The organism is Streptomyces chengmaiensis (assembly GCF_029846775.1).
In the GTDB taxonomy this organism is placed as follows: Bacteria; Actinomycetota; Actinomycetes; order Streptomycetales; family Streptomycetaceae; genus Streptomyces; species Streptomyces chengmaiensis.
In genome coordinates this window covers 1-25,674 of record NZ_JARWBG010000059.1, presented here as the reverse complement: position 1 = coordinate 25,674, position 25,674 = coordinate 1, and the positions used below count along the sequence as shown (strand labels likewise).

Annotated in this window: 32 protein-coding genes, 1 other RNA gene and 1 pseudogene; 16 read left to right on the top strand and 18 right to left on the bottom strand. The window is 70.4% G+C overall.

Annotated elements, in window-relative coordinates; all coding sequences use genetic code 11:
* Positions 1–64: 64 nt before the first annotated feature.
* The gene (locus tag QCN29_RS31440; RefSeq protein WP_240139602.1) at positions 65–301 is read right to left on the bottom strand and encodes a hypothetical protein; all 237 of its coding nucleotides are present in this window, start codon (positions 299–301) and stop codon (positions 65–67) included.
* A gap of 58 nt (positions 302–359) precedes the next feature.
* Between QCN29_RS31440 and map the strand changes: the two genes are divergently transcribed.
* Both map and QCN29_RS31430 read left to right on the top strand, forming a co-directional pair.
* The gene (map, locus tag QCN29_RS31435; protein WP_279932429.1) at positions 360–1,217 is read left to right on the top strand and encodes a type I methionyl aminopeptidase; all 858 of its coding nucleotides are present in this window, start codon (positions 360–362) and stop codon (positions 1,215–1,217) included.
* Positions 1,218–1,372: 155 nt separating this feature from the next.
* A complete protein-coding gene (locus QCN29_RS31430) occupies positions 1,373–2,095 on the top strand; it encodes a biliverdin-producing heme oxygenase (protein WP_279932428.1) in 723 nt (240 codons plus the stop codon).
* Here QCN29_RS31430 and QCN29_RS31425 read toward each other — a convergent pair.
* Entirely contained in the window at positions 2,085–2,813 is a 729-nt protein-coding gene (locus tag QCN29_RS31425) for a PhzF family phenazine biosynthesis protein (RefSeq protein WP_279932440.1), read from the bottom strand. The two genes, QCN29_RS31430 and QCN29_RS31425, sit on opposite strands and share 11 nt — an antisense overlap.
* Positions 2,814–3,021: 208 nt before the next feature.
* Here QCN29_RS31425 and QCN29_RS31420 point away from each other — a divergent pair, with 208 nt between their 5' ends.
* Positions 3,022–4,011: a hypothetical protein gene (locus QCN29_RS31420; RefSeq protein ID WP_279932426.1), complete on the top strand. Its 990-nt coding sequence runs from the start codon at positions 3,022–3,024 to the stop codon at positions 4,009–4,011.
* A gap of 73 nt (positions 4,012–4,084) precedes the next feature.
* Here QCN29_RS31420 and QCN29_RS31415 read toward each other — a convergent pair whose 3' ends face one another.
* Both QCN29_RS31415 and QCN29_RS31410 read right to left on the bottom strand, forming a co-directional pair.
* Positions 4,085–4,939 carry a bifunctional DNA primase/polymerase gene (locus tag QCN29_RS31415; protein WP_398860357.1) on the bottom strand — a complete coding sequence of 285 codons (855 nt, stop codon included), beginning with the start codon at positions 4,937–4,939 and terminating at the stop codon, positions 4,085–4,087.
* A 96-nt stretch (positions 4,940–5,035) separates the two neighbouring features.
* Positions 5,036–5,659 (bottom strand): TetR/AcrR family transcriptional regulator, encoded by a 624-nt coding sequence (locus QCN29_RS31410; protein ID WP_279932424.1) that lies wholly within the window; start codon positions 5,657–5,659, stop codon positions 5,036–5,038.
* 214 nt (positions 5,660–5,873) lie between these two features.
* Here QCN29_RS31410 and ddaH point away from each other — a divergent pair, with 214 nt between their 5' ends.
* Entirely contained in the window at positions 5,874–6,734 is an 861-nt protein-coding gene (gene ddaH / locus QCN29_RS31405) for a dimethylargininase (RefSeq protein WP_398860351.1), read from the top strand.
* Between the two features lie 103 nt (positions 6,735–6,837).
* Here ddaH and QCN29_RS31400 read toward each other — a convergent pair whose 3' ends face one another.
* The 3 genes from QCN29_RS31400 to QCN29_RS31390 form a co-directional block, all read right to left on the bottom strand.
* Positions 6,838–7,857: a small ribosomal subunit Rsm22 family protein gene (locus QCN29_RS31400; RefSeq protein WP_279932423.1), complete on the bottom strand. Its 1,020-nt coding sequence runs from the start codon at positions 7,855–7,857 to the stop codon at positions 6,838–6,840.
* Positions 7,858–7,924: 67 nt separating this feature from the next.
* Positions 7,925–9,220 carry a Bcr/CflA family multidrug efflux MFS transporter gene (locus tag QCN29_RS31395; RefSeq protein ID WP_279932422.1) on the bottom strand — a complete coding sequence of 432 codons (1,296 nt, stop codon included), beginning with the start codon at positions 9,218–9,220 and terminating at the stop codon, positions 7,925–7,927.
* Between the two features lie 93 nt (positions 9,221–9,313).
* Complete coding sequence (locus tag QCN29_RS31390; protein WP_279932438.1) at positions 9,314–10,969, bottom strand: alkaline phosphatase D family protein; 1,656 nt, start codon at positions 10,967–10,969, stop codon at positions 9,314–9,316.
* Positions 10,970–11,147: 178 nt separating this feature from the next.
* On the opposite strand from QCN29_RS31390, the gene QCN29_RS31385 reads away from it, so the two are divergent.
* A complete protein-coding gene (locus tag QCN29_RS31385; protein ID WP_279932421.1) occupies positions 11,148–11,909 on the top strand; it encodes an SDR family oxidoreductase in 762 nt (253 codons plus the stop codon).
* A 45-nt stretch (positions 11,910–11,954) separates the two neighbouring features.
* Here QCN29_RS31385 and QCN29_RS31380 read toward each other — a convergent pair whose 3' ends face one another.
* A complete protein-coding gene (locus QCN29_RS31380) occupies positions 11,955–12,293 on the bottom strand; it encodes a nuclear transport factor 2 family protein (RefSeq protein ID WP_398860348.1) in 339 nt (112 codons plus the stop codon).
* Positions 12,294–12,383: 90 nt separating this feature from the next.
* Between QCN29_RS31380 and QCN29_RS31375 the strand changes: the two genes are divergently transcribed.
* Positions 12,384–12,704, top strand: a complete 321-nt coding sequence (locus QCN29_RS31375) for a MazG-like family protein (RefSeq protein WP_240139592.1) — start codon at positions 12,384–12,386, stop codon at positions 12,702–12,704.
* A gap of 292 nt (positions 12,705–12,996) precedes the next feature.
* Here the strand turns inward: QCN29_RS31375 and QCN29_RS31370 are convergent, their stop codons facing one another.
* Both QCN29_RS31370 and QCN29_RS31365 read right to left on the bottom strand, forming a co-directional pair.
* Positions 12,997–13,425: a hypothetical protein gene (locus tag QCN29_RS31370; protein ID WP_279932420.1), complete on the bottom strand. Its 429-nt coding sequence runs from the start codon at positions 13,423–13,425 to the stop codon at positions 12,997–12,999.
* Complete coding sequence (locus QCN29_RS31365; RefSeq protein ID WP_279932419.1) at positions 13,418–14,026, bottom strand: hypothetical protein; 609 nt, start codon at positions 14,024–14,026, stop codon at positions 13,418–13,420. The genes QCN29_RS31370 and QCN29_RS31365 overlap by 8 nt, the downstream gene beginning before the upstream one ends.
* 66 nt (positions 14,027–14,092) lie before the next feature.
* On the opposite strand from QCN29_RS31365, the gene QCN29_RS31360 reads away from it, so the two are divergent.
* The 3 genes from QCN29_RS31360 to QCN29_RS31350 all read left to right on the top strand — a co-directional run bounded on the left by QCN29_RS31360 (position 14,093) and on the right by QCN29_RS31350 (position 15,057).
* The gene (locus QCN29_RS31360) at positions 14,093–14,257 is read left to right on the top strand and encodes a hypothetical protein (protein WP_240139589.1); all 165 of its coding nucleotides are present in this window, start codon (positions 14,093–14,095) and stop codon (positions 14,255–14,257) included.
* Entirely contained in the window at positions 14,254–14,646 is a 393-nt protein-coding gene (locus tag QCN29_RS31355) for a hypothetical protein (protein WP_279932418.1), read from the top strand. Before QCN29_RS31360 ends, QCN29_RS31355 begins: the two co-directional genes overlap by 4 nt.
* 135 nt (positions 14,647–14,781) lie before the next feature.
* Positions 14,782–15,057, top strand: coding sequence for a hypothetical protein (locus QCN29_RS31350; RefSeq protein ID WP_279932417.1), 276 nt, complete (start codon positions 14,782–14,784; stop codon positions 15,055–15,057).
* A gap of 7 nt (positions 15,058–15,064) precedes the next feature.
* On the opposite strand, the gene QCN29_RS31345 is transcribed toward QCN29_RS31350, so the two are convergent.
* From QCN29_RS31345 to QCN29_RS31330, 4 genes are read right to left on the bottom strand one after another with little or no spacing between them, the layout of a single operon-like run.
* On the bottom strand, positions 15,065–15,238 hold the full coding sequence (locus QCN29_RS31345; protein ID WP_240139587.1) for a DUF397 domain-containing protein: 174 nt from the start codon (positions 15,236–15,238) through the stop codon (positions 15,065–15,067).
* A 14-nt stretch (positions 15,239–15,252) separates the two neighbouring features.
* The gene (locus QCN29_RS31340; RefSeq protein ID WP_279932416.1) at positions 15,253–16,107 is read right to left on the bottom strand and encodes a helix-turn-helix domain-containing protein; all 855 of its coding nucleotides are present in this window, start codon (positions 16,105–16,107) and stop codon (positions 15,253–15,255) included.
* Positions 16,108–16,114: 7 nt separating this feature from the next.
* Complete coding sequence (locus QCN29_RS31335) at positions 16,115–16,639, bottom strand: DUF6879 family protein (protein ID WP_279932415.1); 525 nt, start codon at positions 16,637–16,639, stop codon at positions 16,115–16,117.
* Positions 16,617–17,018, bottom strand: coding sequence for a hypothetical protein (locus tag QCN29_RS31330; RefSeq protein ID WP_240139584.1), 402 nt, complete (start codon positions 17,016–17,018; stop codon positions 16,617–16,619). The genes QCN29_RS31335 and QCN29_RS31330 overlap by 23 nt, the downstream gene beginning before the upstream one ends.
* A 194-nt stretch (positions 17,019–17,212) precedes the next feature.
* On the opposite strand from QCN29_RS31330, the gene QCN29_RS31325 reads away from it, so the two are divergent.
* From QCN29_RS31325 to QCN29_RS31310, 4 genes are all read left to right on the top strand, one after another.
* On the top strand, positions 17,213–17,572 hold the full coding sequence (locus QCN29_RS31325; RefSeq protein WP_279932414.1) for a hypothetical protein: 360 nt from the start codon (positions 17,213–17,215) through the stop codon (positions 17,570–17,572).
* 371 nt (positions 17,573–17,943) lie between these two features.
* Positions 17,944–18,177 (top strand): DUF397 domain-containing protein, encoded by a 234-nt coding sequence (locus QCN29_RS31320; protein ID WP_240139582.1) that lies wholly within the window; start codon positions 17,944–17,946, stop codon positions 18,175–18,177.
* 193 nt (positions 18,178–18,370) lie between these two features.
* A complete protein-coding gene (locus QCN29_RS31315) occupies positions 18,371–18,772 on the top strand; it encodes a hypothetical protein (RefSeq protein ID WP_279932413.1) in 402 nt (133 codons plus the stop codon).
* Between the two features lie 12 nt (positions 18,773–18,784).
* Positions 18,785–19,687, top strand: a complete 903-nt coding sequence (locus tag QCN29_RS31310) for a cupin domain-containing protein (RefSeq protein WP_240139580.1) — start codon at positions 18,785–18,787, stop codon at positions 19,685–19,687.
* 279 nt (positions 19,688–19,966) lie between these two features.
* Here the strand turns inward: QCN29_RS31310 and rnpB are convergent.
* An RNA gene (gene rnpB, locus QCN29_RS31305) (RNase P RNA component class A) lies at positions 19,967–20,371 on the bottom strand.
* Between the two features lie 91 nt (positions 20,372–20,462).
* Here rnpB and QCN29_RS31300 point away from each other — a divergent pair.
* Together QCN29_RS31300 and QCN29_RS31295 are read left to right on the top strand one after the other, a co-directional pair.
* Positions 20,463–21,284, top strand: a complete 822-nt coding sequence (locus tag QCN29_RS31300; RefSeq protein WP_279932412.1) for a helix-turn-helix domain-containing protein — start codon at positions 20,463–20,465, stop codon at positions 21,282–21,284.
* Entirely contained in the window at positions 21,281–21,913 is a 633-nt protein-coding gene (locus QCN29_RS31295) for a hypothetical protein (RefSeq protein WP_279932411.1), read from the top strand. The genes QCN29_RS31300 and QCN29_RS31295 overlap by 4 nt, the downstream gene beginning before the upstream one ends.
* Here QCN29_RS31295 and QCN29_RS31290 read toward each other — a convergent pair.
* Positions 21,864–23,306, bottom strand: coding sequence for an RNB domain-containing ribonuclease (locus QCN29_RS31290; protein WP_279932410.1), 1,443 nt, complete (start codon positions 23,304–23,306; stop codon positions 21,864–21,866). The two genes, QCN29_RS31295 and QCN29_RS31290, sit on opposite strands and share 50 nt — an antisense overlap.
* 348 nt (positions 23,307–23,654) lie before the next feature.
* On the opposite strand from QCN29_RS31290, the gene yaaA reads away from it, so the two are divergent.
* Positions 23,655–24,461 carry a peroxide stress protein YaaA gene (gene yaaA / locus QCN29_RS31285; protein ID WP_279932437.1) on the top strand — a complete coding sequence of 269 codons (807 nt, stop codon included), beginning with the start codon at positions 23,655–23,657 and terminating at the stop codon, positions 24,459–24,461.
* A 231-nt stretch (positions 24,462–24,692) separates the two neighbouring features.
* On the opposite strand, the pseudogene QCN29_RS31280 reads toward yaaA, so the two are convergent.
* Both QCN29_RS31280 and QCN29_RS31275 read right to left on the bottom strand, forming a co-directional pair.
* A pseudogene (locus QCN29_RS31280) lies at positions 24,693–24,851 on the bottom strand (GNAT family N-acetyltransferase); the annotation flags it as partial.
* A gap of 91 nt (positions 24,852–24,942) precedes the next feature.
* Positions 24,943–25,674, bottom strand: a 732-nt coding sequence (locus QCN29_RS31275) for a histidine phosphatase family protein (protein ID WP_279932408.1), incomplete at its 5' end; no start/stop codon positions are given.

Here is a 25,674-nt window from a genome sequence, read left to right as displayed (position 1 = left end):
GGTCGGCGATGTGGTCCGCCCCACGGCCGGGAGGGGAGAGTCCGCCGGACACGGGCCGCCCAGCTCACCGGGGAGCGTCGTCGTCACCTCGCTTCGGGGCGTCGTGCCAGCGCGGGTCCGTCTCCCACTCGAGGTTGCGTTCGCGGGCCGTCTCCATCGCGTGGGAGGCCTCCTCGCGCGTGGCGTACGGTCCGAAGCGGTTCTTCGCCGGGCACTCCGGGCCCTCCTCGACCACGCCGTGCTCCAGGCAGTAGTACCACTCGCCCGGTTTGCCCACTGTGCGGCGCTTGAACAGGCCCATCCTCGGCTCCTTCCCTCATGGACATGCTGCCCCATACGGGCTGGTTAGACTCGCTCTCATGTCTGGCCAGTCGCTGCTCGTACCCGGGAAGCTCTCTCCCGGCCGCTCCGTCCCCGGCGCCATCCGACGCCCCGAATACGTCGGGAAGCCGGCGCCGACCCCGTACACCGGCTCCGAGGTGCAGTCCGCCGAGACCATCGAGCGGATGCGCATCGCGGGCCGGATCGCCGCACAGGCGATGGAGGAGGCCGCCAAGCTGATCGCGCCGGGTGTGACCACGGACAAACTGGACGAGGTGGCGCACGCCTACATGTGCGACCACGGGGCCTACCCGTCCACCCTCGGCTACCGCGGTTACCCCAAGTCGCTGTGCTCGTCGATCAACGAGGTCATCTGCCACGGCATTCCGGACTCCACCGTTCTGCGCGACGGCGACATCGTGAACCTGGACGTCACCGCGTACATCCACGGGGTGCACGGCGACAACAACGCCACGTATCTGTGCGGTGACGTCGACGAGGAGTCCCGGCTGCTGGTGGAGCGCACCAGGGAGTCCCTGAACCGGGCGATCAAAGCCGTCAGGCCGGGCCGCCAGATCAATGTCATCGGGCGCGTCATCGAGTCCTACGCCAAGCGCTTCGGCTATGGCGTGGTCCGGGACTTCACCGGCCACGGCATCAATTCGTCGTTCCACTCCGGGCTGATCATCCCGCACTACGACGCCCCGCACGCGAACACCGTGATGCAGCCGGGCATGACGTTCACCATCGAGCCGATGCTGACGCTCGGCACGCACGAGTACGACATGTGGGACGACGGCTGGACCGTGGTGACGAAGGACCGCAAGCGGACCGCACAGTTCGAGCACACGCTGGTCGTGACCGAGAACGGGGCGGACATCCTCACGTTGCCGTGACGCTCAGAGCGGGTATCCATTTGCCGACAGGCCGTCGGGAAAGCAGTTGACTTAGGCTTACCTAAGCAGGACCATCTGCGATGTCGGCGGGCGTGCACGCAGACGTGCGACGCCCGTCGGCTTCCCGTCCCACCTCGGCCCCTCGGAGGCCCGCCTTGGACACGCCCTTCTCGACGCTCATCCGTGTGGCCTCCCATGAGGCGCACACCGAGGCAGAGACGTCCACCTTCATGAGCGATCTGCTCGGCGGCAGGCTCGGCGTGGACGCGTACACCCGCTACACCGAGCAGCTCTGGTTCGTGTACCGGGCACTGGAGGAGGCGGCGGAGGCGCTGCGGGACGACCCGGTCGCGGGCCCCTTCATACAGCCCGAGCTGATGCGCACGGCGGAGCTGGAGCGCGATCTGGCACATCTGTACGGCGGCGCGGGCGGGCACCCGGACGGGGACGCGGACACGGACAACGGCCACGGCAACGGCAACGGCAACGGCAACGGCGACTGGCGTACGGGGCTGACGCCGCTGCCCGCCACCGCCGCCTACGCCGCCCGGATCGCGGAGTGCGCCCGCGACTGGCCCGCGGGCTATGTCGCGCACCACTACACCCGCTATCTGGGCGACCTCTCCGGCGGCCAGATCATCCGCGACAGGGCGGAGAAGGCCTGGGGCTTCGCCTGCAAGGGCGACGGAGTGCGGTTCTACGTCTTCGAGGAGATCCCCAACCCGGCCGCGTTCAAGCGGGGTTACCGCGAGTTGCTCGACCGGGTGGAGGTGGACGACCTGGAGAAGCAGCGCATCGTGGAGGAGTGCAAGCGCGCCTTCGCGTTCAACAGCGCCGTGTTCCACGAGCTGGGGGCACGGTTCCCGCTCAGCGCATGACGGGAGAGCCCACGGCGGAGTCGGCGAACCGGACGCGTCCGCCGATCTCCACCACGCCGTCGGGGCCGGGGGCCGTGAGGATCTGCGACCCCCGGCCCTGAATGATGTTCAGGGCCCGTCCGAGCTGTGCGCTGAGCAGCAGCGCCGCCGCGCCGGTCGCCTCGTCCTCGTCGACGCCTTCACCGCGCCCCGGGAACGCGCGCGCCCGCACCCGGCCCGCCGCCTCGTCCTGCCAGGCCCAGGCGTAGACGCTCTCCCACAGCCCTTCGGGCGCGGGAGGCGCCCCGGCCCCCGGCGGCGGAACGTCGAGCGCCTCGACCTCCGCCGCGGAGCCGTACTGCCGCAGAGTCCACGGCGGGGCCCACTCGGCGCGCGCCTCGATCCAGGTGAACTCCCCGTCATTGCGCGCCCAGGCCTCTCCGGCCGGCGCGCTGACGGACTCCAGGTCGAGCAGCCAGGCCGCGCCGACCAGCGGATGGCCGGCGAAGGGCAGCCGGGCGCCCGGGGTGTAGATGTCGACGACTCCGCGTTCCGGGTCGTCGACGAACACCGTCTCGCTGAAGCCGAGTTCGGCGGCCAGTTTCTGCCGGGCCGGCTCGTCGGGGTAGCCGCGGGGGTCGCGTACGACTCCGAGCGCGTTCCCGAACCGGCCGTCCGGGCCGCAGAAGACGCGCAGCACGTCGAGTACGTCGAGGGCGTTCCGCGGTGTGCCGGACACCTCGGGGACCTCGGAGGCGGTGGGCAGTCGGAAATCGGTCACCGGGGCATTGAAGCATCCGGCCCGGGGGCGGCGCGGGCTCCGGGCCGCACCGGCGCGCGTTCGCGCGATGCGGCCCTGAGACGGGGAACGGGTTCCGCTGACCGCCGATTCCGGACACCGGTAGGGTTGCGGCGGTCAGTGGGGGTCGAGGAGCAGAAGGCAACCGATGAGAAGGCTGAGTCGGGCGGCGGCAGGGCTCGCGGCGGCAGTGGCGCTGTCCCTGGCGGCGGGCGGATGCGTAACCGTGCACGGGGAGCGGGCGGTCGTCCCCGCGGTGACGAAGGATGAGGCGGCACAGGCGCTCCAGGCCTTCACCAAGGCGTACAACGCGGCCGACAAGGCCTACGACCCCGCTCTCGACGCGCATGTGGTCACCGGCTCGCTGGGCGCGATCAACCAGGCGGGGCTCGCCTCCCGGCAGGTCAACTACCCGGAAGGCAATCCGACGCACAGGCCGCTTGAGCTGGCGGACACCCGGTTCGTCATCCCCAAGAAGGCGGGCTGGCCACGCTGGTTCATCGCGGACACGGACTCCAACCGCGACGAGGACGGCGGCGACGGGGACACCCGCTGGCTGCTCGCCTTCATACGCACCGGCCCCGACCAGACGTGGCGGGCCGCGTATCTGTCGGTGCTGGCCCCGGATGAGATCCCGGCGTTCACGACCGACGAGGAGGGCTACGCCGAGCCCGTCGCCGCCGACAGCTCAGCGCTGGCGGTCGCCCCCGGCGAGCTGAGCGAGCAGTACGCCGGGTATCTGCAGAGCGGGAAGCCGGCTCGCTTCAAGGACGGTCCGTACACCTCCGCCTGGCGGGCGGAGCGCAGGAAGTCGGCCAACCTGCCGGGGATTTCCACCCAGTACCGCGACCGGGCGGCGAACGAGGGCGACTTTGCCCCGCTGGGGCTGGCCACCGAGGACGGCGGGGCGTTCGTGCTGTTCTCGATGCGCAGCTTCGAGCGGCAGACGGCCGCGAAGGGCGTCCGGCTGAAGGTGCACCCGGATGTGCAGGCGCTGCTGTCGGGCGAGGTGACGTCCACGCTCACCAAGGAGCGGGTCTCCAGCCAGGCCGTGACGGTGCCCGCGGCGGGCGCGGGCGGCGGCGCGGTGGAGGTGCTGGGCAGGCTGGCAGGCCTGACCTCCGCGAAGGGGTCGTAGGGCTCGCAGCGGCCCGGCTCCCGGCGGCCCCGGCTCGGCGGCCAGTGGTTCAGCGACGTCAGCGGCCAGTCGTTCAGCGGCTCAGCGGCCAGGCCACCTCATGTCGGTCCGGCTCCGCGTTCTCGCCCGCGTACCGCGCACAGGCGTCCGTGAGCGACTCCAGCAGCGTCAGTGGATCGGGCAGCGGATGCTCCGGTCCGCGCACCCAGACGACCTCAAGGCCGCCGGGGAGCTGTGCGGGCGGCACCAGGACATAGCTGCCTCGGCAGTGCCAGCGCAGCCCGGGATGCTCGTCCATGGTCTCCGGGTGGCAGTCGAGTTCGCAGGGCCACCACTCGTCCTCGTCCTCGGGGGTGCCGCGGGTGGCGGTGAAGAACAGCATCCGGTCGCCGCCGGACTCGGCCACCGGGCCCACCTCGACATCCCGCTCCAGCAGCCGCTGGAGCGCGCTGCGGCCCGCCTCCAGCGGGACGTCGAGGACGTCGTGGACCATTCCGGTCGCAGTGATGAAGTTGGCCTCCGGCTGGGCCTGCGCCCAGCGTGTGATCTGTGCGCGGTCGGTGGTCGACTGCGTCTGCCAGGCGAAGGAGACCGGGTGCCTGGCGGGGGTGGGACAGCCGATGCGCTCACAGGAGCAGCGGTATCCGGAGGGGTGCGCGGCCGGCGCCAGCGGCAGTCCCGCGGCGGCGACGGCTGCCAGCAGCGACTCGCGGTCGGGGACGTCGGCCTGGGCCTTCCTGGCGGACCTCGGGCGTCGGCGCAGCCACTGGGCGAGGCGGCTCTCGGGTCTGCCCCCCGCGGCCGAGACGCGGCCCGCGGACCACGCTCCCGTACCCGTTTCCGTACCGGCTTCCGCTCTCGTCCCGGCTTCCGTGCCGGACTCCGCACCGCTCCCCGTGCCGCGATGGCGGCCGATGCCGTCGCCCATGTATCCCCTCACAGACTTAAGTCCTCGCCCCTGCGGTCCCTGCCATGGTCCCACCATCCTGCGCCCTGGGTGACCCGAGTCAGCAACCGGGGTCCGCTACGCCCTGGGCGCGCCCCGCGGCGCAAGCCCGTACAGGGCGCAGTCGACGAGCGCGTCCGCGTAGTCGTGGGTGAGCGGGAGGGTGCGCAGCAGCCAGCGGTGCGCGAGCGGGCCGACGAGCAGTTCGAGGGCGATGCGCGGATCGGTTCCGGCCCTGATCTGGCCGGTCTCCCGGGCCGCGGTGAGCCGCTTCACATAGAGCTGGAGCTGCGGTTCGAGAAGCCGGGAGACGAACTCCGCGGCGAGCCTCGCATCGACCACGCTCTCGGCGGCGAGGGCACGGGCCGGCGCGTCGTAGGCGGGGTCGTTGAGTTCGTCGACGGTGGCGCGGAGCACCAGCTTGAGGTCGGCTTCGAGGTCACCCGTGTCGGGGATCGCGGGCTCGGCGGCGCGGTCCGCCGCCTGTTCCACGAGGTCGAGGAAGGCGTCGAGGAGGACCGCCGCCTTGGAGGGCCACCAGCGGTAGATGGTCTGCTTGCCGACGCCCGCACGGGCGGCGATTCCCTCGATCGTGGTCTTGGCATAGCCGGTCTCGCCGACGAGCGCGAGGGCGGCGGCGTAGATGGCGCGCCGGGAGGCCTCGCTCCGGCGGCTGGAGTCGGGCGCCTTGCGGTGGGTCATGGCGGTCAATGTACTGCCGCCGAACCGAGACGGTTCGTCTTAGCGCCGGGGGCCATGTGGCGAATGTCTCACAGCCGAACCGCATGCGACACGTCAAGCACTAGGGCGTGAATCACTCGAACGGGGCACAGCAGGATCGCGTCTCAGGCCGCACCATGGCTGCACGCACACACCCTGTGCACCGGTGCCCCATGCCGAACGTGAGGAGCTCTCTTTGCGCCCAACGCCCTGTGAGGACGCCGCCGACCGCGTCGCCTCGCCGCGCCGCTATCTGATGTGCCCGCCCGAGCACTTCAAGGTCACGTACTCCATCAACCCGTGGATGGACCCGGCCAAACCTGTGGATCTCCCGCTCGCTTTCGCGCAGTGGGAAGACCTGTACGAGCGCTACCGCTCCCTGGGCCATGCCGTCGAGCTGCTCGACCCTCGCCCCGATCTGCCCGACATGGTCTATGCGGCGAACGGCGCGACCGTGGTCGACGGCCGGGTGCTCGGCGCGCGCTTCGCCCATGCTGAGCGCGCCCCCGAGGCGGCGGTCCATCTGGACTGGTTCCGGGCGCACGGCTTCCCCGGAATCCATGAGCCGGCCCATGTCAACGAGGGCGAGGGCGACTTCGCGGTCACCGCTTCGTATCTGCTGGCCGGGCGGGGCTTCCGGTCCAGCCCGCTCTCCCACGACGAGGCGCAGGAGTTCTTCGGCCGCCCCGTGATCGGCCTGGAGTTGGTGGACCCGCGGTACTACCACCTCGACACGGCGCTGAGCGTGCTGGACGACCAGGCCGACGAAATCATGTACTACCCGGGGGCGTTCTCACCGGGCAGCCGGGCGGTGCTGGCGCGGCTCTTCCCCGACGCGCTGATCGCCGAGGAGGCGGATGCCGCTGCGCTCGGGCTGAACGCGGTCAGCGACGGCCGCCATGTGCTGCTGCCGCAGGCGGCGACGGGGCTGTTCGCACCGCTGCGGCAGCGGGGCTTCGAACCGATCGGGATGGACCTCGGGGAGCTCCTCAAGGGCGGCGGCAGCGTGAAGTGCTGCACGCAGGAGCTGCGCGCCGCGGGTTGCCCGTCGCCGTAGGGGTTGTTGTCTCCCCCGCCCCTCCCCCTACGCCCTGGGGCGTGGGGGGACCCCCACTTCCCGAAACCGGTGGCAAGCGCCCAGACCCCGTACGGCCTTCCGCCTACCGGCCCGCCTCTCCCGGCGGCCACGCATCCCCCCACTCCGCATCCCGCGCCGCCTTGTACAGCGCCCCGTGCCGCTTGGTGACGGTCTCCCGCCGCAGCGTCTCCTCCGCCGTGCACAGGTCCAGCAGCACCTGCCCCTTGCGGATCTGCGGCCGCCGGGTCACCCGCGCGGGCGCCGGTTCCGCCGGGAACCGCACGGCGGCGACATAGCTGAACTTCTCGTCCTCGTACGCCAGCGAGCCGCCCTTGACCCGCCGGTGCAGGGAGGACCTGCTGACCCGGGCGGCGAAGTGGCACCAGTCCGTGCCCGGCTCGATGGGGCAGCGGGCGCTGTGCGGGCAGGGCGCGGCGATCCGCAGCCCGGCGGCGGTCAGCCGGTCGCGGGCCTCGATGATCCGTTCGTAGCCGTCCGGGGTGCCGGGCTCGACCACCACGACGGCCTGCGCCGCGCGCGCCGCCTCGTCCGCCACGGCCGCGCGGTCCTCCTCCGTCAGCTCGTTGAGGACGTACGAGACGGTGACCAGGTCGCTGCCGTCGATGCGCAGCGCGGGGCCGATGCGGGTGCGCCGCCACTCGACGCCGTCCAGGCCGGGCACGCCGGAGGCCCGCGCCAGCTCGCGGCCCAGCGTGAGCGCGGGCTCGGCCCAGTCGAGCACCGTCGTACGCGGCGGCCCCTCCGGACCCTCGGCCCACGCCTCGGCGACCGCCCAGCTCGCCGCTCCCGTGCCGCCGCCGACGTCGGCATGCGTACGGGGTGCGAACCCGGGGGCCGCGGCGCGCAGCCCGGCCAGGGCGGACCGCACCGCCTCGAAGGTCGCGGGCATCCGGTAGGCGGCGTACGCGACGACGTCGGCACGGTCGCGGAGCACCGGCGCGTCGGTCGGGGTCCGCCCCCGGTAGCTGGCGATCAGCCGGTCCACGGCCTGTGCGGCCTGCCGGGGCGGCAGCCCGTCCAGCAGTTCGCCGAGGGCGCTGCGCAGGGCGTCGGGGACGGGGATGCGGAGGGAGGCGTTCACTGAGAAATTCTAGGCATGTGAAGCCCGTGCGGAGTCCGTGAGGAGTCCATGCGCAGTCCTGTGGGGTCTAGGGGTGCGCGCCGGACGGCTCCGGGCGCGGCTGCCAGGGCCTGCACAGCAGCAGGAAGCAGGCGACGGCCGCAAGGGCGCAGCCGAGCTGCACCACCGCCATCGGGACCGCGGTGTGCTCCCCCGCGATGCCCACGAGCGGCGAGGCGAGCGCTCCGACGAGGAACGAGGAGGTGCCGAGCAGCGCCGAGGCGGAACCCGCGGCGTGCGGGGCGCGCATCAGGGCGGAGGCGTTGGTGTTGGGCATCGCCAGCCCCATCGCGGACATCAGCGTGAAGAGCCCCGCCGCCACGGGCGCCAGTCCGACGTCCCCGAAGACGCCGGACGTCATCAGCAGCAGGGCGGTCGCCGCCAGGGTGATCACCGCAAGGCCGAAGCCGAGCGCCTTGTCGAGCGCGATCCGGCCGACGAGCAGCTTGCCGTTGATCTGGCCGACGGCGACCAGTCCGACGGAGTTGAGGCCGAAGAGGAGGCTGAAGGTCTGCGGGGACGCGCCGTATATCTCCTGCACGACGAAGGGCGAGGCGGAGATATAGGCGAAGAGCGCGGCGAAGGCGAGCCCTCCGGTGAGCATGTAACCGGTGAAGACCCGGTCGGCGAGCAGCCCGCGCATGGTGCGCAGCGCCTGGCCGACGCCGCCGGTGTGCCGGCGCTCGGGTGGCAGCGTCTCCTTGAGCCAGGCGACGACGACGAGGGTCAGCAGCAGTCCGACGCCGGTCAGGACCAGGAAGACGCCGCGCCAGTCCGTCACCCGCAGCACCTGTCCGCCGATCAGCGGGGCGATGATCGGCGCGGCGCCGGAGATCAGCATCAGGGTGGAGAAGAACCGGGCCATCTCGATGCCGTCGTAGAGGTCGCGCACCACGGCCCGGGCGATGACGATGCCGGCCGCGCCCGCGAGCCCCTGCACCAGCCGGAAGGCGATGAGGAGTTCGGCGGTCGGGGCGAGGGCGCAGACGGCGGTGGCCGCGACGTACACGGCCATGCCGATGAGCAGCGGCCGCCGCCGCCCCCATCTGTCGCTCATCGGGCCGACGACGAGCTGGCCGAGCGCCATGCCCGCGAGGCAGGCGGTGAGGGTGAGCTGCACGGTCGCCGCGTGTGCGCCGAAGGACTCGGTGACCGCCGGCAACGCCGGGAGGTACATGTCCATCGACAGCGGCGGCAGTGCGGTCAGCCCGCCGAGGACGAGGGTGACCAGCAGGGCCGCACGGCGCGGAGCCGCCGCCGCGGTGGGAGACGGCAGGGGCGGCGGCTCCGCGGTGCGTATCCGACCCGGTTCACGGCCTGGCATTGGGCGGCTCCCACAGCTCATAGGATCGTTTGTTGAAACTGCACCTATGTTCTCAGGGAGCCGAGCCTCACCGACACGCCCTTCCCGGGGGTTTCAGACGGGTTCAAGGCCTGGATTCCCCGCTTCCGTCACGAATGAGGCGATCGTGCCGACCTGCCCGCCCGGGGTAGTGACATGTGTCACCGCCCGGAAGTCCACTTGTGCCAGCCGCTCCCCCAGCGTGACCTTCACATAGCCGCGCCTGCCGTTGTAGAGCCTCATGTGCGGGTTGGCGCGGGTGTACGTCTCCCAGTTGCCGGGTCTGTCCGCTCCGTCCCGGCCGCTGGAGATGGACGTCGCCGTGACCTCGGTGCCGACGGTGCGTGCGCCGGGCGTCTCGAAGTCGCGCTTGATGTCGTACGCGTACGCCGCGTGCACATCGCCGGTGAGCACCATCAGATTCTCGACGCCCGCGGCTTCGGCGCCGTCCAGGACGCGGTCGCGGGAGGCCGGATAGCCGTCCCACGCATCCATGCTGACCTTGGCCGCCGGATTGAGGTCCAGTTTCCGCTGGGAGAAGGTGACCTGCTGGGGCACCACGTTCCACAGCGCCCGGGAGCTGCGCCAGCCTTCGATCAGCCAGCGCTCCTGCGTCGCGCCGGTCATGGTCCGCGCGGGGTCCTGCGACTCGGGCCCCGGGATGTGCGCGCCGTCGCCGTACGCCTGGTCGGAGCGGTACTGGCGGGTGTCGAGCACGTCGAACTGGGCGAGCCGGCCGAAGTGCAGCCGGCGGTAGAGCCGCATGTCCGGGCCGTCGGGCCGCTGCGGCCCGCGCAGCGGCATGTTCTCCCAGTACGCGCGGTAGGCGGCGGCCCTGCGCAGCAGGAACTCCTCGGGCGGAACGTCGTTCTCGGGGATGTCGTCCGCGTAGTTGTTCTCGGTCTCGTGGTCGTCCCAGGTGACGACGAACGGGTGCGCGGCGTGTGCGGCCATCAGGTCCGGGTCGGACTTGTACAGGCCGTAGCGGAGCCGGTAGTCCCCGAGGGTGGCGGTCTCCTTGTCGTAGTGCGCCGGCAGCACGCGGTCCGTGTACCTGCGCTCGCCGCCTACGGCGTCCACCGGGTACTCGTAGAGGTAGTCGCCGAGGTGGAAGACGACGTCGAGGTCCTCGGCCGCCAGATGCCGGTGGGCGGTGAAGTAGCCGTGGTAGTACGCCTGGCAGGACACGGCGGCCAACCGCAGCTCGCGGATGCGGGCGTCGCGCGCGGGCGCGGTGCGGGTGCGCCCGACCGGGCTGATCCAGGGCCCGGCGCGGAAGCGGTAGCAGTAGACCCGGTCGGGGTCGAGCCCGTCGGGTTCGACATGGACGCTGTGGTCGAACTCCGGGTGGGCGAGGACGTCTCCCCTGCGGGCGATCCGGCCGAAGGCCTCGTCGTGCGCCACCTCCCAGCTCACCCGGAAGGGCGCGCGGGGCAGACCGCTGCCGGGCTCGTAGGGGCGGGGCGCGAGCCGGGTCCACAGCACGACGGAGCCGGGCCGGGGATCGCCGGAGGCGACTCCGAGGGTGAAGGGGTACTCGGCGAGCTTGCGGGCGTCGGCCGAGGCGGCCGCCGCGGCTTCGTCGCCGCCGGGCAGATCGACGGCGAAGGCGAGCGCGGCGGCGGCCGAGGCGGCGGTGAGGAAGCGCCGCCGACCGAGGTGCCGGACGAAGTGGCGGGCGGCAGCCCTGAGCTGGGGCGAGTGGTCGGCGGATGAGTCGGCGGACGACATGTGGTGGGCGGCAGGAGCGTGGCGTTGCTGCGTCGCGGGTGTCATGGACCCCTCCCCTGACGACTGTTGTCAGTCGCATTGGAGCGGGACCCGAGGGCGGGCGATCGCCGGGTGCATGTCATCCATATGTCGGTCGGATGAGTTCCTGGTACACGGTTTACGCGTACGCTGCGCCCCCATGAACGCTGTGCGGAGTGTGCGGAGAGTCGCGGTGGTGACGGGCGCGGGTTCGGGCATCGGCCGGAGCGTAGCGCTCGAGCTCGCGCGGGGCGGCTGGGCGGTGGCCGTGGCGGGCCGGCGTGCCGCGGCACTTGAGGAGACGGCGGCGCTGGCCGGGCCCGACGTGCTGTGCGTGCGCACGGATGTGACGGACCCCGAGGACGTCGCCGCCCTCTTCACCGCGGTGCGCGACCGCTTCGGCCGGGTGGACCTGCTCTTCAACAACGCGGGCACGTTCGGGCCCGCCGGGGTGCGCTTCGAGGAGCTGACATACGACGCCTGGCGCTCGGTGGTGGACGTCAACCTCACCGGCGCGTTCCTGTGCGCGCAGGCGGCGTTCCGTCAGATGAAGGGGCAGACCCCGCGGGGTGGGCGCATCATCAACAACGGCTCGGTCTCCGCGCATGCGCCGCGCCCGCACTCCGCCCCGTACACGGCGACGAAGCACGCCCTGACGGGTCTGACGAAGTCACTGTCACTGGACGGGCGCGCCCATTCGATCGCCTGCGGCCAGATCGACATCGGCAACGCGGCCACGGAGATGACCGCGGCGATGCAGACGGGCGTCCTCCAGGCCAACGGCGAACTGGCGGCGGAGCCGGTGATGGACGCGGCGGACGTGGCGCGGACGGTGCGTCATATGGCGGAGCTGCCGCTGGAGGCGAATGTGCAGTTCGCGACGGTGATGGCCACGAACATGCCGTACATCGGCCGCGGCTGAGCCGCCGCCGCTCCGCCGCGTACCGCCCGCCTTCCGGACCGGGCGCTACGCCTGCCCGGTGTCGAAGCGGCTGACCTTCCCGTCCTCCACGGTGAACCGCCACTTGGTGCGCATCTCACCCCAGGTGTCATTGCGGTACCGCGCGATGAGCTCCCGCCCTCCGGCGGACTCGTTCTCGACGTCCATATGCCCGCGCGAGTCGAAGATCTCCCGGTCGACCCAGTCCTGGAGATCCCGGTCGCTGCCGTCGTCGGTCATGGTCGCGTCCGACGTGAGCACCGCCATGAACCGCTCGCGGTCATGCGCGTTGACGGCGCTGACGAACTCTCGTACGGCGGGTTCGGTGAGCTTGTCCACGGAGATGGTCACGGGGGGGCTCCTCATCCATGCGGGCGCGGGCGGACGACCGGATGCCGCCACCCCACCCCCATCCCTACACCGCCCCATCCCCTCCCGCATGGCACGCTCCTCCACATGACGGATTCCCCCACCTGGTCCACGATCACCCGCCTCCACGCCTGGCTCGACGCCGAGAGCCCCCGCCCGCCGGAGCACGAGACACTCCTGCGCCTCCTGAAACTCTCGGAGGAAGTCGGCGAGGTCGCCCAGGCCGTGATCGGTGCGACGGGGCAGAACCCCCGCAAGGGCACGACCCACAGCTGGGCGGACGTGGAGTCCGAACTCTGCGACGTGATCATCACCGCGATGGTCGCCCTGCGCACCCTGACCCCGAAGGCGGAGGAGGTCTTCACCGCCCACCTGGCACGCGTCGCGGAACGTTCGACCCAAGGCTGACCGGCAAGGCCGTGCGCTGGATCGGAGTGCGGACGTACGAGCGGCAGTCCGGAGCGCCGGGACTGCCCGGGAGCTGTGCGACTGGCTGCTCCGGGGACGCGTCGTGCGGGTGTCTGCGCCGCGGCTTACAGCGCCGCTGCACTGGGAGGGGACAGGTGGAAACGCACCATGACAGCCTGCGGCACAGGCCGACCCCCGGCGAAAGACCAGGTCAGACGGCGAAATCCTGCTGGATTATAAGCCGTCCGCAGAGGCCCGATGGCGGTTCGCTGCGTCTGATGACGAGCGTTGTTCATGGAAGGCGCGGAACGAGTTCCAGCCAGGCTCGAGTCTCCTGAAAGGCAGGGTCATCACCTTCCATGAGTGCGCGGAGAGGAAGCAGCGGAGTCAGCATGTTCTTGATCCGGCGCAGTTGCAGCATCTGCTCCCGCGGTGCTGATTTCCACCCTTCAGCGAGACGCGTGCCCGTCTCCAGCGGCACTCCCACGTTCCGTAGGATCTCCGAGCAAAGAGCTGGGAGATCCCGAGCCGGATCAGCGTTGCTGACCCCAAATTCCTGGATCATGTAGGCACGCACACAGGCAGCTTCGGCCGTCGCCTGCTGCGGCGTCTGGCTCGGCGCTTTTCTCGTGATTGCGGAGAGAGCGAGACGGCCCCAGCGAAGCCTGACTTCGTCCGAGAGACCACGGGACTGCATGCCGCCGACGGCGAAATCACGCAACTGTTCCCAGTGCTCCGCCGCCCGGGCTCCAGCCTCGGGCGTCAGCAGGTGCCGTTCCAGGTCCTCCAAGGAAGCACCGAGGAACCGTCGCCCGCTCCGGTGGCAGCCGTGAGTTTCCGGGGACCAGTAAGAGGATGGGGATTCCCGCACGTTCAAACGCCTCCTTCCCGATGTCAAGGCTCTCCTGCGAGGGCCAGTAGTGTCCACTCTGGTTGTTGATTTCCATACCGAAATAGTTGCCACCACCTCCGGCGATTTCCGCCTCGCCCGCCGCACGCACAGGTGCCCCGTTCGTCAGCACGGGGTGCTTCAGCTCGGTGCCTTGAAGATGCTTCGGGATGAACACCAACTCTCCCTCCTCGGTCACCGCCCACTTCACCGTGCCCGAGTTGATGACGTCATCGAAACCCTCATCGCCGACACGCATGGGCTTCACTCCAAGACGTTCGGCGTCGGCCAGCTCGCCTTCCAGTTCCTCCGGCATCCGATTGTGGAAGAGGCATGGTGAAAGTCCTCTCGGATCGCTCCACGTCTGCGGATTGTTGACGTACGTCGCCGGGTTGGGGGCCGGGGCGAGGCCGAGGGGGTCCTGTTCGCCCACCTCGCCGACATCCGGCGCGGCTGGAAGACGGCCCCCCCTGTCCTGGGCGAGCGGCGGGCGATCTTCATGCGCTTCGCCCTCGACTGGGACGACCAGCGGATCGCGGCCCGCGAGGCGGTCACCGACCGGGCCATCCGCTACCGCCTTGAGCGCGGAGTCGGCAATCTCGCCGCCCACCTCAACGGCACTGAGTACATCGACGGCTACGACGAATTGGAGACCGCAGCTTGAGCGAGCCCCTGCCCGAGGAGCCCGCGCCGAGCGTGGAAGCCCCCGCCGGCATGGCCCCAGAGGACTACGAGTTCTGGGACGACTCGACCCAGACCTACTACGAGCGCCAGCCGGACGGCACGGTCGCCGCCCGCCCTTACACGGAAGCGGAGGCCGCCCAGTACGAAAACGAGCTGGCTCTCGACAGCCTGCACGCTGAGGCCGCGACCGCGATCCAATACCTCGACGAGCGGATCGACCTGTGTCTCGCCCATCTGGCCCTCCCCACCCCAACCGGCGAGGAGACGGCGGAACAAGCAAAGGTGTTGTCCGACCTCGCGGCGTACAGCGCGGGCACCCTCAAGCGGCTGATCAAGGTGTTGGCCATCATGCTGAACAAGCCGATCTGACCCCGGAAAAGTATGAACTCCCTGCATGCCCGGCAGAAGCTCCACGCTGACTCGATGCAGTAACCGCCGCCCTGCACAACCAAGTTGGGCCCCCCTTCGGGGGCCCATTGGCGTTTCCGCAGTTAGAATTCCTGCATGACGTTCAAGATGAAATGGACCCTGATCGCCGAGCATGCAGACGAGTGGATCGGTGACGACTTCCTTCAAGCTGCTGCCGTCCTAAACGAGAGGGTCGGCGCGGCCGTAACCGCGAGCGGCATGGCCACGGACGCTCAGGAGCACTTCCGCGAGACGTTCCTCGGCCCCATCCAAGACGGCCTCACTACTGCCAGCAAGTCCGCGGTCGAATCAGGGCTCGAATGGAGCAAGGCTACCGGTCCACTCCTGGTTACACTCACTCCGACTGCGTGACAGAGGTCTACGAGTTCTGGGCGAATTCCACGAAATCAACCCAAGATGACGGCGGAAATACCAGGATTCCGCCGTCACGGTCCTTGGTGTCTCGAACCATGACCTTCGTTGGATCATTGTCGGCCACTTCGACACAGTTTTCCGTGCCAGTGTAGGAGCTGGTGCGCCAGTTCGGAGTCACAGGATTCTTCCCTTCTAGTCGCGCGGCATGCGCTCGAAATGCTGCATCGCAGTGAAGATGAGATCTCGTGCGGAGTTTCCGTATACAGCCGACTGCTTCAGCGAGGCGAAAGCCTTGGCGTACAGCTCGATCTCCCGAGGCTGCGTAATAGAGAACTCCGCCGAGTAGGTCTCAACCAAGACAAGCCTGTCATCGAACATAGAGAATGAGTTCCCCGGCCATACACTGAGGACGGCAGATCGAGGGATCAGCCCCAAACTAAGGCGCGGAAGGCGCATTGCGGACAGTAGTCGATCGAGCTGTCCGATCATGACCTCCGGGCCCCCAAAGTTGGTGTAGAGGGCCTGTTCGCCAAGTAGCACATTGAAAATCCGGCCCCCTCGATACAGGTACTGCTGTCGCTCAAGCCGCTTCGCCACTGCGGCTTCCGTGTCATTTGGGATCTCATAGAAGGCGACAACCTGCTCGAAGGTCTTTGCGGCATATTCTGGCGTTTGCAGCGTCCCCCACACTAGCGTGGGATGCCAGATGCGGAAGACCTTGGTTTTCGCGTAGACCGGCAAAGCCTTGCTCTGCCTTTTTTCCGCGCCCGTCTGGAGCTGTCGACGCCATTCAAGCCATAGCTCGTCGATGTGGCGCACCATCGCTACGAGGTCCTCGACGTGTTGCTCCTGGCCCGTCGCCGCGCACCAGGTCCTAATGTCCTCCTCGCTGGCGTTCTGCTTTCCGTTTTCAAGCCGTGAGACTTTCGACTCCTGCCAGCCGAGTGCACGGGCGAGTGCCCGGCCGCTCATGAATCCCGCATCCTTGCGGAATCCGCGGAGCCGGGCACCCAGCGCCTCACGTGCTTCTTGTGCCTGCGTACTCACTGATGAGTCAGGGCTTGTACTCGACGTGCGGGATGGCGACAGCCCACAGCAGGTCACGCAAGCGGATGCACTCGGTCACGATGTCGGGGTCTTCGATGATCTCGGACCCGAGCACCCGCCCCTCAGTGTCGAAGTGGCCCACGGCGAGAAGTCGATCGTCGTACAGCCACCAGTCGTTCCCGTTCACGGGGAAGGTGACGCCTTCAGGCAGCTGGTGTCGCGGCAGCCAGCGAATGTCCTCACCGACCTCCAGGTTGAGGCGGGTGAGCGAGTGCTCCCAGGTGACGTACTGGCTGTGCGGCTCGGTGACCACACGGACGCGACGTACCGTCTTGCCTTCGCCCGTGACGCGCTTCATCAGCGCCTTCCAGTCGTCGAGCCAGGCGTAGTCGTCGGGCTCGCCCCTTTTCCATCGGGCGTACGGCGTGTCCTCGATGGGAGAGCCGTAGTCGTCCCTCAGCTCCAGGTGAAAGGCGTCCCGCTCGAACCTGTTGAACAGCTTGTCGCGCTCAGCGCTGGTGATCAGGTCCACTCGTCTCCTCCAGCAGGGCCACGATCGAGGACTTGGGGACCTCGATGCAGGTCTCGTAGTCGGGCATACGCATCTGGCTCAGGGCCTCAGCATCGTGCATCTCCGGGCCCTGAAGGACACACGTTCCCTGTTCGGTGAGGATCATGATCGGGTCCGTGAACTGCTTAATCTCGCCGTTCTCGTGGCCGTCCTTGGTCAGGTGCTCGAACAACTCGGTCGGCACCTCGATGACGGTCTGTCCCGCCGGCACGTCGAGCTGCATGAGCAAGTCGTTCGCGTACACCTTCCAGCCTTGGATCACGTAGGTGTCCTGGTCACTCGCGTACAGGGTGGGGCTGTCTCCGGGGGTGGAGTTCTTACCAAGGAACCGTAGCTTCATGGCTTCTCTCCCGTCCGCTGCCTTGCGCCGGTTTGCGCGACAAGACGATGGTCGCCAGACAGTTCGACGCCGTCAATCGGCTTGCTGCAAACTCGCGCAATTTGCTTGGGACTTGGGAAGCGACCGCTCTACGTTCGTCAACGAGCCAAGCAGCCAAGAAGCCCACGGCAGCGTGCGGCACCGAGGGGAGACGCGTGGTGATCACCGTGACACGGATACAGGATGCCCGGCCCGTCGATGTGGAACTGATCGGCGACAGCACCGACGCCGCCCTCCTCATGGAGCTGGGCACCACGACCCGCAACCAGATCAACGTGAAGACGCCGATCCTGACGGGCCACCTGCAACTGCTCCTGAGCGAGGATTTGGGCGCGGACGAGGACGAGGCCGTCAGAGAGCTGTTCCGCCAGGCTTACGCGCTCCTCGACCTGAGCCGCCGCCCCTCGCAGGACGCGCCGACCTTCGTCGCCTACTTCTACATGCGCGAGGTAGCCACCCTGACGCGCCGCTTCCTGTGGGTCTACAGCCAGAGGAACGGGCTCAGTGCGCCATGAGCCCCAAGGCGCAACAGATCGCGTACGTCGTGGCGCTGCTCGCGTTGGTGGCCGCCCTAGCGCTTGGCGTCTTCGCCGCCCCGGAGGTCGACACGCGCGTCCGCTCGGCTGGCGTCAGTGGGTCTTCCAGGGCCTCGTGATCCTCATCTCCGTCTCGATCACGGCCGCTTACTGGCGGCTGACCACATGATCTTCCGCCCCCGAGGTGACCTCTGCCGGTTCCCTCTGTGCGGCTTCCCCTCGTGGGGCGGAACTCAACGCCCACCCCGGCTCCGAGACAAGGACAGGTCAGGCCGAGGTGGGGCGCAGGTGCACGACGGCGCGGGGACCGAATCTCCGCACAGCAGATGCACTGAGGAGGACTACCCCTCATGGACCTCTACAACCTGCCCGTCGCGGGCGCTCAGTTCGAGAACTACTGCGGCGGCAACCTCCAGGGCGAGCACGAGTCCTGCGTCGAGGTGGCCGCGATCCCCAGCGCGGGGTCGGCCTTCGTCGTCCGGGACACCAAGCCGGAGGGTGCCGGCCTGGAGCTGCGGTTCACCGCGGAGGAGTTGGACGACTTCACGCGCGGCTGGGCCCGGAAGCGTTCCCTCACCCTCTAGCCTGGCTGCCCCTCGGTCAGGCGGACATTTCAGCGGGTCGCCCTCGTCAACGCCGAGGGCGGCCCGCCCCACCCCCGGAAAGGCACAAATGAGCTGGTCAGGACACTGGCACGGGTACGGCCCGTGGGTCGGCCCATTGAAGGTGTACGGGCGGGAGGGAGGTCGGCGTCCACCACACCCCAACGGCGCCCCCATGGTGCTGGACCCCGAGAACAAGACGCAGGTGGATACCCTCAACCGGTACCGCGAGGCTGCCTCCGAGTTCCAGTCGGGCAACGTGCCACCGACGATGACCGGCTACTGGCTCATGAAGAAGCACCTGGTCTCCGCTGACCGCACCTGGACTAATGTCGGAGTCGCCCTTGCCTGGCTGACCAAGCACTACGAGGCGAACCCTCCGTTCCAACGCACTGACGGACTCCAGGCGTACTGCGGCCTCGACTGGAAACTGGAGTACGCCGAGGACGTGCTCCCCCGTGGGGTCGACGTGAGCTGGGTGTACTACATGCCTTCCGAGAACTTGACCTCGTACTCGGTGGTCTGCTGCCCGAACCGGTTCCACCCGGAGATCCCCTGCCCGTTCCCGCCGTCATAAGGAGTCGATGCCATGTCGCTGAGCCTCTTACTACCCGAGGATGGTGTGACCGAACTGCTGAACACGTGGCCTGACGAGCCGCGCGTATTCGAGCGTGGTAAGACAGCGCTCGACGAGACGGTCACCGAGGACCTCCTCACGGGCTACACCTTCACGGGGTGCGTGCCGGCGAACGAGATCGCGGTCGTGCGGGCCCCTGGCCCGTCACTGAACCAGAACGCCTACATGACCCATGGCCACACCGACGCGGCCAAGCTCCGCAAACTGTACGACAACGGGTACACGATCCGGCTCGGCAACCTGCAACGAGTCATCCCGTTCATGACGAAGGTCTCGCGCGGTATTCAGGAGGAGACGGGCTTCTCCAACTACATCCACGCCTTCCTGACCCCGCCCGGCAACCAGGGACTACGCCACCACTGGGATCAGCAGATGGCCGTGATCGTGCAGACCGCCGGCACCAAGCGATGGCAGCTCTGGCGCCCGCCGGTCGAGGCCCCCATGAGGGAGTACAACGAGTCGTGGCGCGTCTGGCGCGACCACTACATCCCCGAGTGGGAAGCCGCGGGACCGGAGTTGGAAATCGACCTCCGGGCCGGGCAGTCGCTTCTGCTCCCAAGGGGCTGGGTCCACAACCCTCATGTGGCCGACAAGGATGAGCACAGCGTCCACCTGACGTTCGCCATCCGGGAGCGCACGCCCCTGTGGCTGGTCGAGAAGCTCGTAGCGGAGGCGATCGAGGACCCGTTGTTCCGCCGAATCGTCCTACCCGACAACATCACCGGACCAGCTCTCGTAGAACGGATGCGCGAGGTGCGGCAGGCGCTTCGCGAGCACCTGGACGGACTCGATCTCCAGAGCCTCGCCGCGTCCGTGCGTCAGGCCGCCATAACGGAGCTGGAGTACACCACCTGATTTCCGGTCTGGGCCCCCGGCCGCCCCCACCAGGCACGATGGAGTAGATCCGCAGGCGGCCTGTCCGTCCGCCAGGGCGGCCGGAGCTATCGTGCGCCCGAAGTGCCGGACGCTGCCGGCGCAGATAGGCCGCCGCCACCGCCACAGGATCGCCACACAGCGCTGAGAAACCCCGGAAACAGCTACAAAGAGTGAGCAACGATCACTCGCACCCTGAAACGAAAAGTGGCCCTTGCCCAGGCAAAACGCCAGGTCAGGGGCCTGCCCCCGAAGGGGCGGCAGACGAGTCGGGCTGTACGCCGGGTTCTGTCACCCGGTCGCCTCGCGGCGGCCGGGGAGACGGCCATCCATCTAGGACCGGCGTTGCCGCCGGTCTCGTGCGGTCTACCCGCGGACTCGGGCGGGCAGCCCTCGGTCGTCCGCGCAGGGACGCCGGGGCGTCCCCTTTTGACCTTGCTCCGGGTGGGGTTTACCGAGCCGCCTGAGTCACCTCAGGCGCTGGTGGTCTCTTACACCGCCGTTTCACCCTTACCGGGGACGTGGAAGTCCCCGGCGGTCTGTTTTCTGTGGCACTGTCCCGCGGGTCACCCCGGGTGGCCGTTAGCCACCACCCTGCCCTGTGGAGCCCGGACGTTCCTCGGGGAGATCCGGAGGGGATCTCCACGCGGCCGTCCGCCCGGCTCGTCTGCCGTGACTGACATGCTACCTGGCATGCGGGGACGCCGGGTGCGCGGTGCTTGACCCTGCCGCGGCGTCACGGTTTGTACTGAGGGGCATGAGGATCTCGGAGATCGCCGCGCTCGTCGGCGTCACACCGCGTGCCGTGCGGCACTACGGGCAGCTCGGGCTGCTGCCGGAGCCCGACCGGCTGGCCAACGGGTACCGGGACTACGGGCTGCGGCATGCCGTGGTCCTGGCGCGGGTGCGGCGGCTGACCGAGCTGGGGATGGGGCTGGCGGAGGTGCGGGACGTCCTCGCGGACGACGCCGGGCGGGAGCTGGCCGAGGTGCTGGAGGAGCTGGACGACGATCTGGCCCGGCAGGAGGCCGCCCTCGCCGAGCGGCGGGCGCGGCTCGGCGAGCTGATGAAGCAGGCGCGGGAGGGGCGTCTGCCTCCCGAGGGGCCGGTCTCCCCCGAGCTGGCCGGGCTGCTGGCGGAGCTGGGGCCCTCCGACTCCCCGACGGCAGCCAAGGACCGGGCTCATCTGGCACTGCTGGACGGCATCGTGAACGAGGAGCAGCGAGGGCGGCTGTTCGCGGCGCTGCGGCCGTACGCGGAGGACCCCGACGCCGTACAGCGGGTCCGGGAGCTGTACGCGCGCCTGGACGACCTCGCCGGGGCGGAGGCTGACGACCCCAGGGTCGTGCCGCTGGGCGACGCGCTGGCCGCGAGCATGCCGGGCGGGCTTCTGGAGCTGATGGGCGACGGGGCGGCGGCGCAGGTCGGCGGGCCGTTCGGGGAGGCGTTCCTCGCGGACTTCGCGCCCGCGCAGGCCGCGGCCGTACGGCGGATGCTGGCGGTGCTCGCCGGGCGGGCCGCGGGGCGGACGAACGGGGCCGCCGGGCGTGCCGCCGGGCGGGCGAGGGGGGCGAAGTGAGCGTCGTACTGCGCAGGCTGCTGGTCCACGAGGTGCGGGCGCTGTGCAGCCTCGTGCTGTGGCTGCTGCGGCGGCGGCACGGCGTGGGGCGGGGAGCGTTCGCGGCCGTCTACACGGGGCCGCAGACCGCGATGATGTGGGGATTTGTGTTCGTTTCGGTGATCGAGACAGTCGCGCTTGCGGTGCTGATCCCCTGGCCGCTGGGGCACGCCGTCGTGCTGGTGGTCGATGTGTACGGGATCGTGCTGCTGCTGGCACTGCACGCTTCCTGTGTCACCCGGCCCCATGTCGTGGGCGCGGACGGCTCGCTCCGCATCCGCTACGGCGCGCTGTTCGACCTCCGGATCGCGGCCGGGGACGTCGTGCGGGCCCGTGTCGAGCGCCGCTACCCGGAGGGGCGGCTGGTCCAGCACTGCGACGGGGACGCCGGCGGGACGCTGGACGTGGTCGTCGCGGGGCAGACGACGGTCGCCGTCGAACTGGCCCGTCCGGTCGGATTCGTACGGCCGCTGGGGCGGCGGGGCAGCGCGAGCACGGTGCGGTTCCACGCGGATGACCCGGGTGCGGTCGTCGCGGCGCTCACACGGGTGCGAACAGAACCTTCTGTCGACCCGGGTCCGCCTCGATGAGCCGTACCGGCATCCGCTCCCCGAGCGGCAGCGGGCCGTCCCCGCTCTCGATGCGGCCCACCACGGCCGGGTCCGCCAACTGGGCGGTGCCCACGGCCGGGTCGCCGTCCCGGACATCCACCACGCAGGCCTCGAAGGTCTCCCCGAGCCGGTCCTTCAGCAGCGCCGCCTCGACGATGTCGACGCACTCGCGTTCGACGGCGTTGGCGCGCCGCGCGCCGGTCTCCATCTCCTTCGGCAGTGCGTCCAGCGCCGCCGTCACCCACTCGGCAGGCTCCCGTCCGGCGACGGCTGCCACGCACAGCTCGCCCGCGTAGCGGTCGACGAGCCGTCGCAGCGGGGCGGTGCAGTGCGTGTACTCGTCGGCCACGGCGGCGTGCACGGACGGCGAGGGGAGTGTGCCGCCGGTGAAGACGGAGTAGCCCGCACCGCGCAGCAGGGTGGTGCACTCCTGGAGGAACGCGGCGCAGCGCGGCTCCCGCGGGTCGAGCGAGCGGATGAGATCCGCGTAGGAGACATGGTGCGGCCAGTCGATGCGCAGGGCCGTGGCGGTGCGCCGCAGCCGGGCCACCGCGCCGTCCGGGGCCGTGGGCAGGGTACGCAGGATGCCGGTGCCGGAGGCGGCCATCAGATCGGCGGCGGCCATGCCGGTGAGCAGGGAGATCTGGGCATTCCAGCCCTCGGCAGCGAGCGGGGCGCGGAACTCCAGGTCGTACGAGCCCGCCCGTTCCACGATCTCCTGCTCGGGGACGGAGAGCGAGATGCCGCCGCGCGCGATCTCCAGCCGCTCCCGCAGCCGGCCGATCACGGCGAGGAGCGCGAGGGGCTCCTCGGCCGTGTCGGCGTCGATCTGCCGCTGGACGCCCGCGTAGTCGAGGCGGGCTCTGCTGCGTACGAGGGCTCTGCGCACCTCGGTCCGCACGGTGCGGCCGTCCGCGTCGAGGTCGATCCGCCACAGCAGGGCGGGCGCGGTCTGGCCGGGGAGCAGGCTGGCCGCTCCTTCGGACAGGGCGGGCGGGTGGAGCGGAATCCTCCCGTCGGGGAAGTACAGGGTCGTCACCCGGCGGTGGGCCTCGGTGTCGAGCGCCCCGCCGGGCGCGACGAAGGCGGCGACGTCGGCGATGGCGTAGTGGACGGTGTAGCCGCCGTGGGGTGCGCGGGCGAGGTGCATGGCCTGGTCGAGGTCCGTGGAGCCGGGCGGGTCGACGGTGAAGAGGGGGAGGTCGGTGACGTCCCGGTCGGGGAGCCGCGGCGCCACGGCGGCGGCGTCGGCCTCGGCGAGGGCCTCGGGTGGGAAGGCGCCGGGGAGGTCGAGCGCCGTGCGCAGCGTGCGCAGGGCGGACCGGAGCGGGGCCTTGGCTGCGCCCGCGGTGTGCAGATGGCGGCGGGGCATGGACCGAGCGTATGGCGGGCGTGGACGGTCGGCACGCCGGGAGCGCGCTCGGCGCGCCGGAAGCCCGAGCCGGGGGGGGGCGGCACGCCGGGGGGCGGGAGCGCGAGCCGGGGGCGGCACGCCGGGGGCCGGGACGCTGAGGGCAGCACGCCGGGGACGGGCACGCCTGGGGCAGCACACTGGGGCCCGTGCGGTGGGCGCAGGCCCCGGCAGCACGCCCCTGGCCGGGCTCGACGCACCGGCGGGCGCACGCCCCTGGCCGGTGGGCCCGCCGGAACCGCGCCCACGGGGCCGTAGGCTGGCGCGGGGCCGCACCCCCGTCCCCGTATGTACGAAGGAGAGATCACCGTGCTCGTGCTGTTGCCGCCGTCGGAGGGAAAGGCCGCGTCCGGGCGCGGGGCCGCGCTGAAGCCTGAGTCCCTGTCGCTGCCGGGTCTGGCCGAGGCGCGCGCCGCGGTGCTGGACGAGTTGGTCGAGCTGTGCTCCGCCGATGAGGACAAGGCACGGGACGTCCTGGGGCTGAGCGAGGGCCTGCGGGGCGAGATCGCCAAGAACGCGCAGCTGAGGACCGCGGGCACCCGTCCGGCGGGGGAGATCTACACGGGCGTGCTGTACGACGCCCTGGACCTGGCTGCATTGTCGGACGAGGCCCGCCGCCGCGCCCGCCGGTCGCTGCTGGTGTTCTCGGGCCTCTGGGGTGCGGTCCGGATCGACGACCGGATTCCGTCCTACCGCTGCTCGATGGGCGTGAAGCTGCCCGGCCTTGGCGCCCTGGGCGCGCACTGGCGGGGCCCGATGGCCTCCGTGCTGCCCGAGGCGGCGGGCGACGGCCTGGTGCTGGACCTGCGCTCCTCCGCGTACACGACGGCCTGGCGGCCCAGGGGGGAGGTCGCGGGCCGTACGGCCACGGTGCGGGTGCTGCACGCGCAGCTCGACGAGGCGACCGGCGTCGAGAAGCGCTCGGTGGTCAGCCACTTCAACAAGGCCACGAAGGGACGCATCGTCCGCAGCCTCCTGGAGTCCGGCTCCAGCCCCGCGGACCCGGCGGAGCTGGTGGAGGCGCTGCGCGACCTGGGCCATGTGGTGGAAGCGGAGCCTCCGGCGAAGCCGGGGAAGGCGTGGGCGCTGGACGTGGTGGTCAGGGAGATCCACTGACCGCTCGGGCCGTGCGGCAGCAGGCAGTTGCACATGACGCAATGGCCGTTGCGTGCTCTGTGGCGTAGCCGGGGCCAAAGCAGATGGTGTCCGCGCTACGGCCGAGCGGGACCCCCTCGCGCGGATGCCGCTGGGTGGGATCGTCGGCCGTCCGGCCTCCTCCGGCTCCGTGGTGGGCCCGGCCGATGCCGCCGGTGCAGCCCTCCCGCACGGAGTAGGCAGGAGGGCCGTCTACATGAAGGCGATCTCCGCGTGGTCCGCCAGCGGGCGGTAGCCCAGGCGCTGGTAGAGCGCGTTGCTCGTGGGATTGGCCAGGTCCGTGAAGAGCAGGACCTGTTGCGCGCCCACCGCCAGGGCGGCGCGGGTGACGGCCGCAAGCAGTGTGGTGGCACGGGCGGCCTCAGCCGCGAGATGCTCATCCGCCTCGCGGCGGAACTCCTCGACGTCCTCGCTCAGTTGCCAGGGCACGGCAGGCGGCCGCTCAGCGCAGATGTGATGTGTCGTTGAGCAGCCGCACCGACGCGTTGCCGTCCGCGTAGTACGCCACGGCCGACAGCGACGCCGCCGACAACTCCATCCGGAACAGCGACTCCGGCGGCGCGCCGAGTGCCAGCCGGACCAGCGTCTTGATCGGCGTGACATGGGTGACCAGCAGCACCGTGCGCCCGGCGCTCCCGGCGATCAGCCGGTCGCGGACGGCGGCGACCCGGCGGGAGACCGTCGCGAAGCTCTCCCCTCCGCCGCTCGGGGCGGCCTTGGCCGAGGAGAGCCAGGCGTCGAGGTCAAAGGGGTACTTCTCCCTCACCTCCGCGAAGGTCAGCCCCTCCCATGCGCCGAAGTCCGTCTCACGCAGACCGTCTTCGATCCGCACGTCCAGACCGAGGCGTGCGGCGACGGCCGCCGCGGTCTCGCGGCAGCGGGCGAGCGGCGAGCTGACGATCTCCTGGATCGTGCCGCGGGCCGCGAGCGCCGCGGCGACGGCCTCCGCCTGGCGGCGGCCGGCCTCGGACAGCGCGGGGTCGCTGCCGCCGCTGCCGGAGAACCGCTTTTCGGGGGTGAGCGGCGTCTCGCCGTGCCGCAGCAGTACGAAGGTGGCCGGTGTGCCCAGATCGGGGGCCGCGGCCCAGCCGACCGCCGGCGACGCGGTCCGGCCTGCGGACGGGGCCTCCGGCCGGCCGCCGCGTCCGGCGGCCCCGGCCCCCGCCGCGGCCTC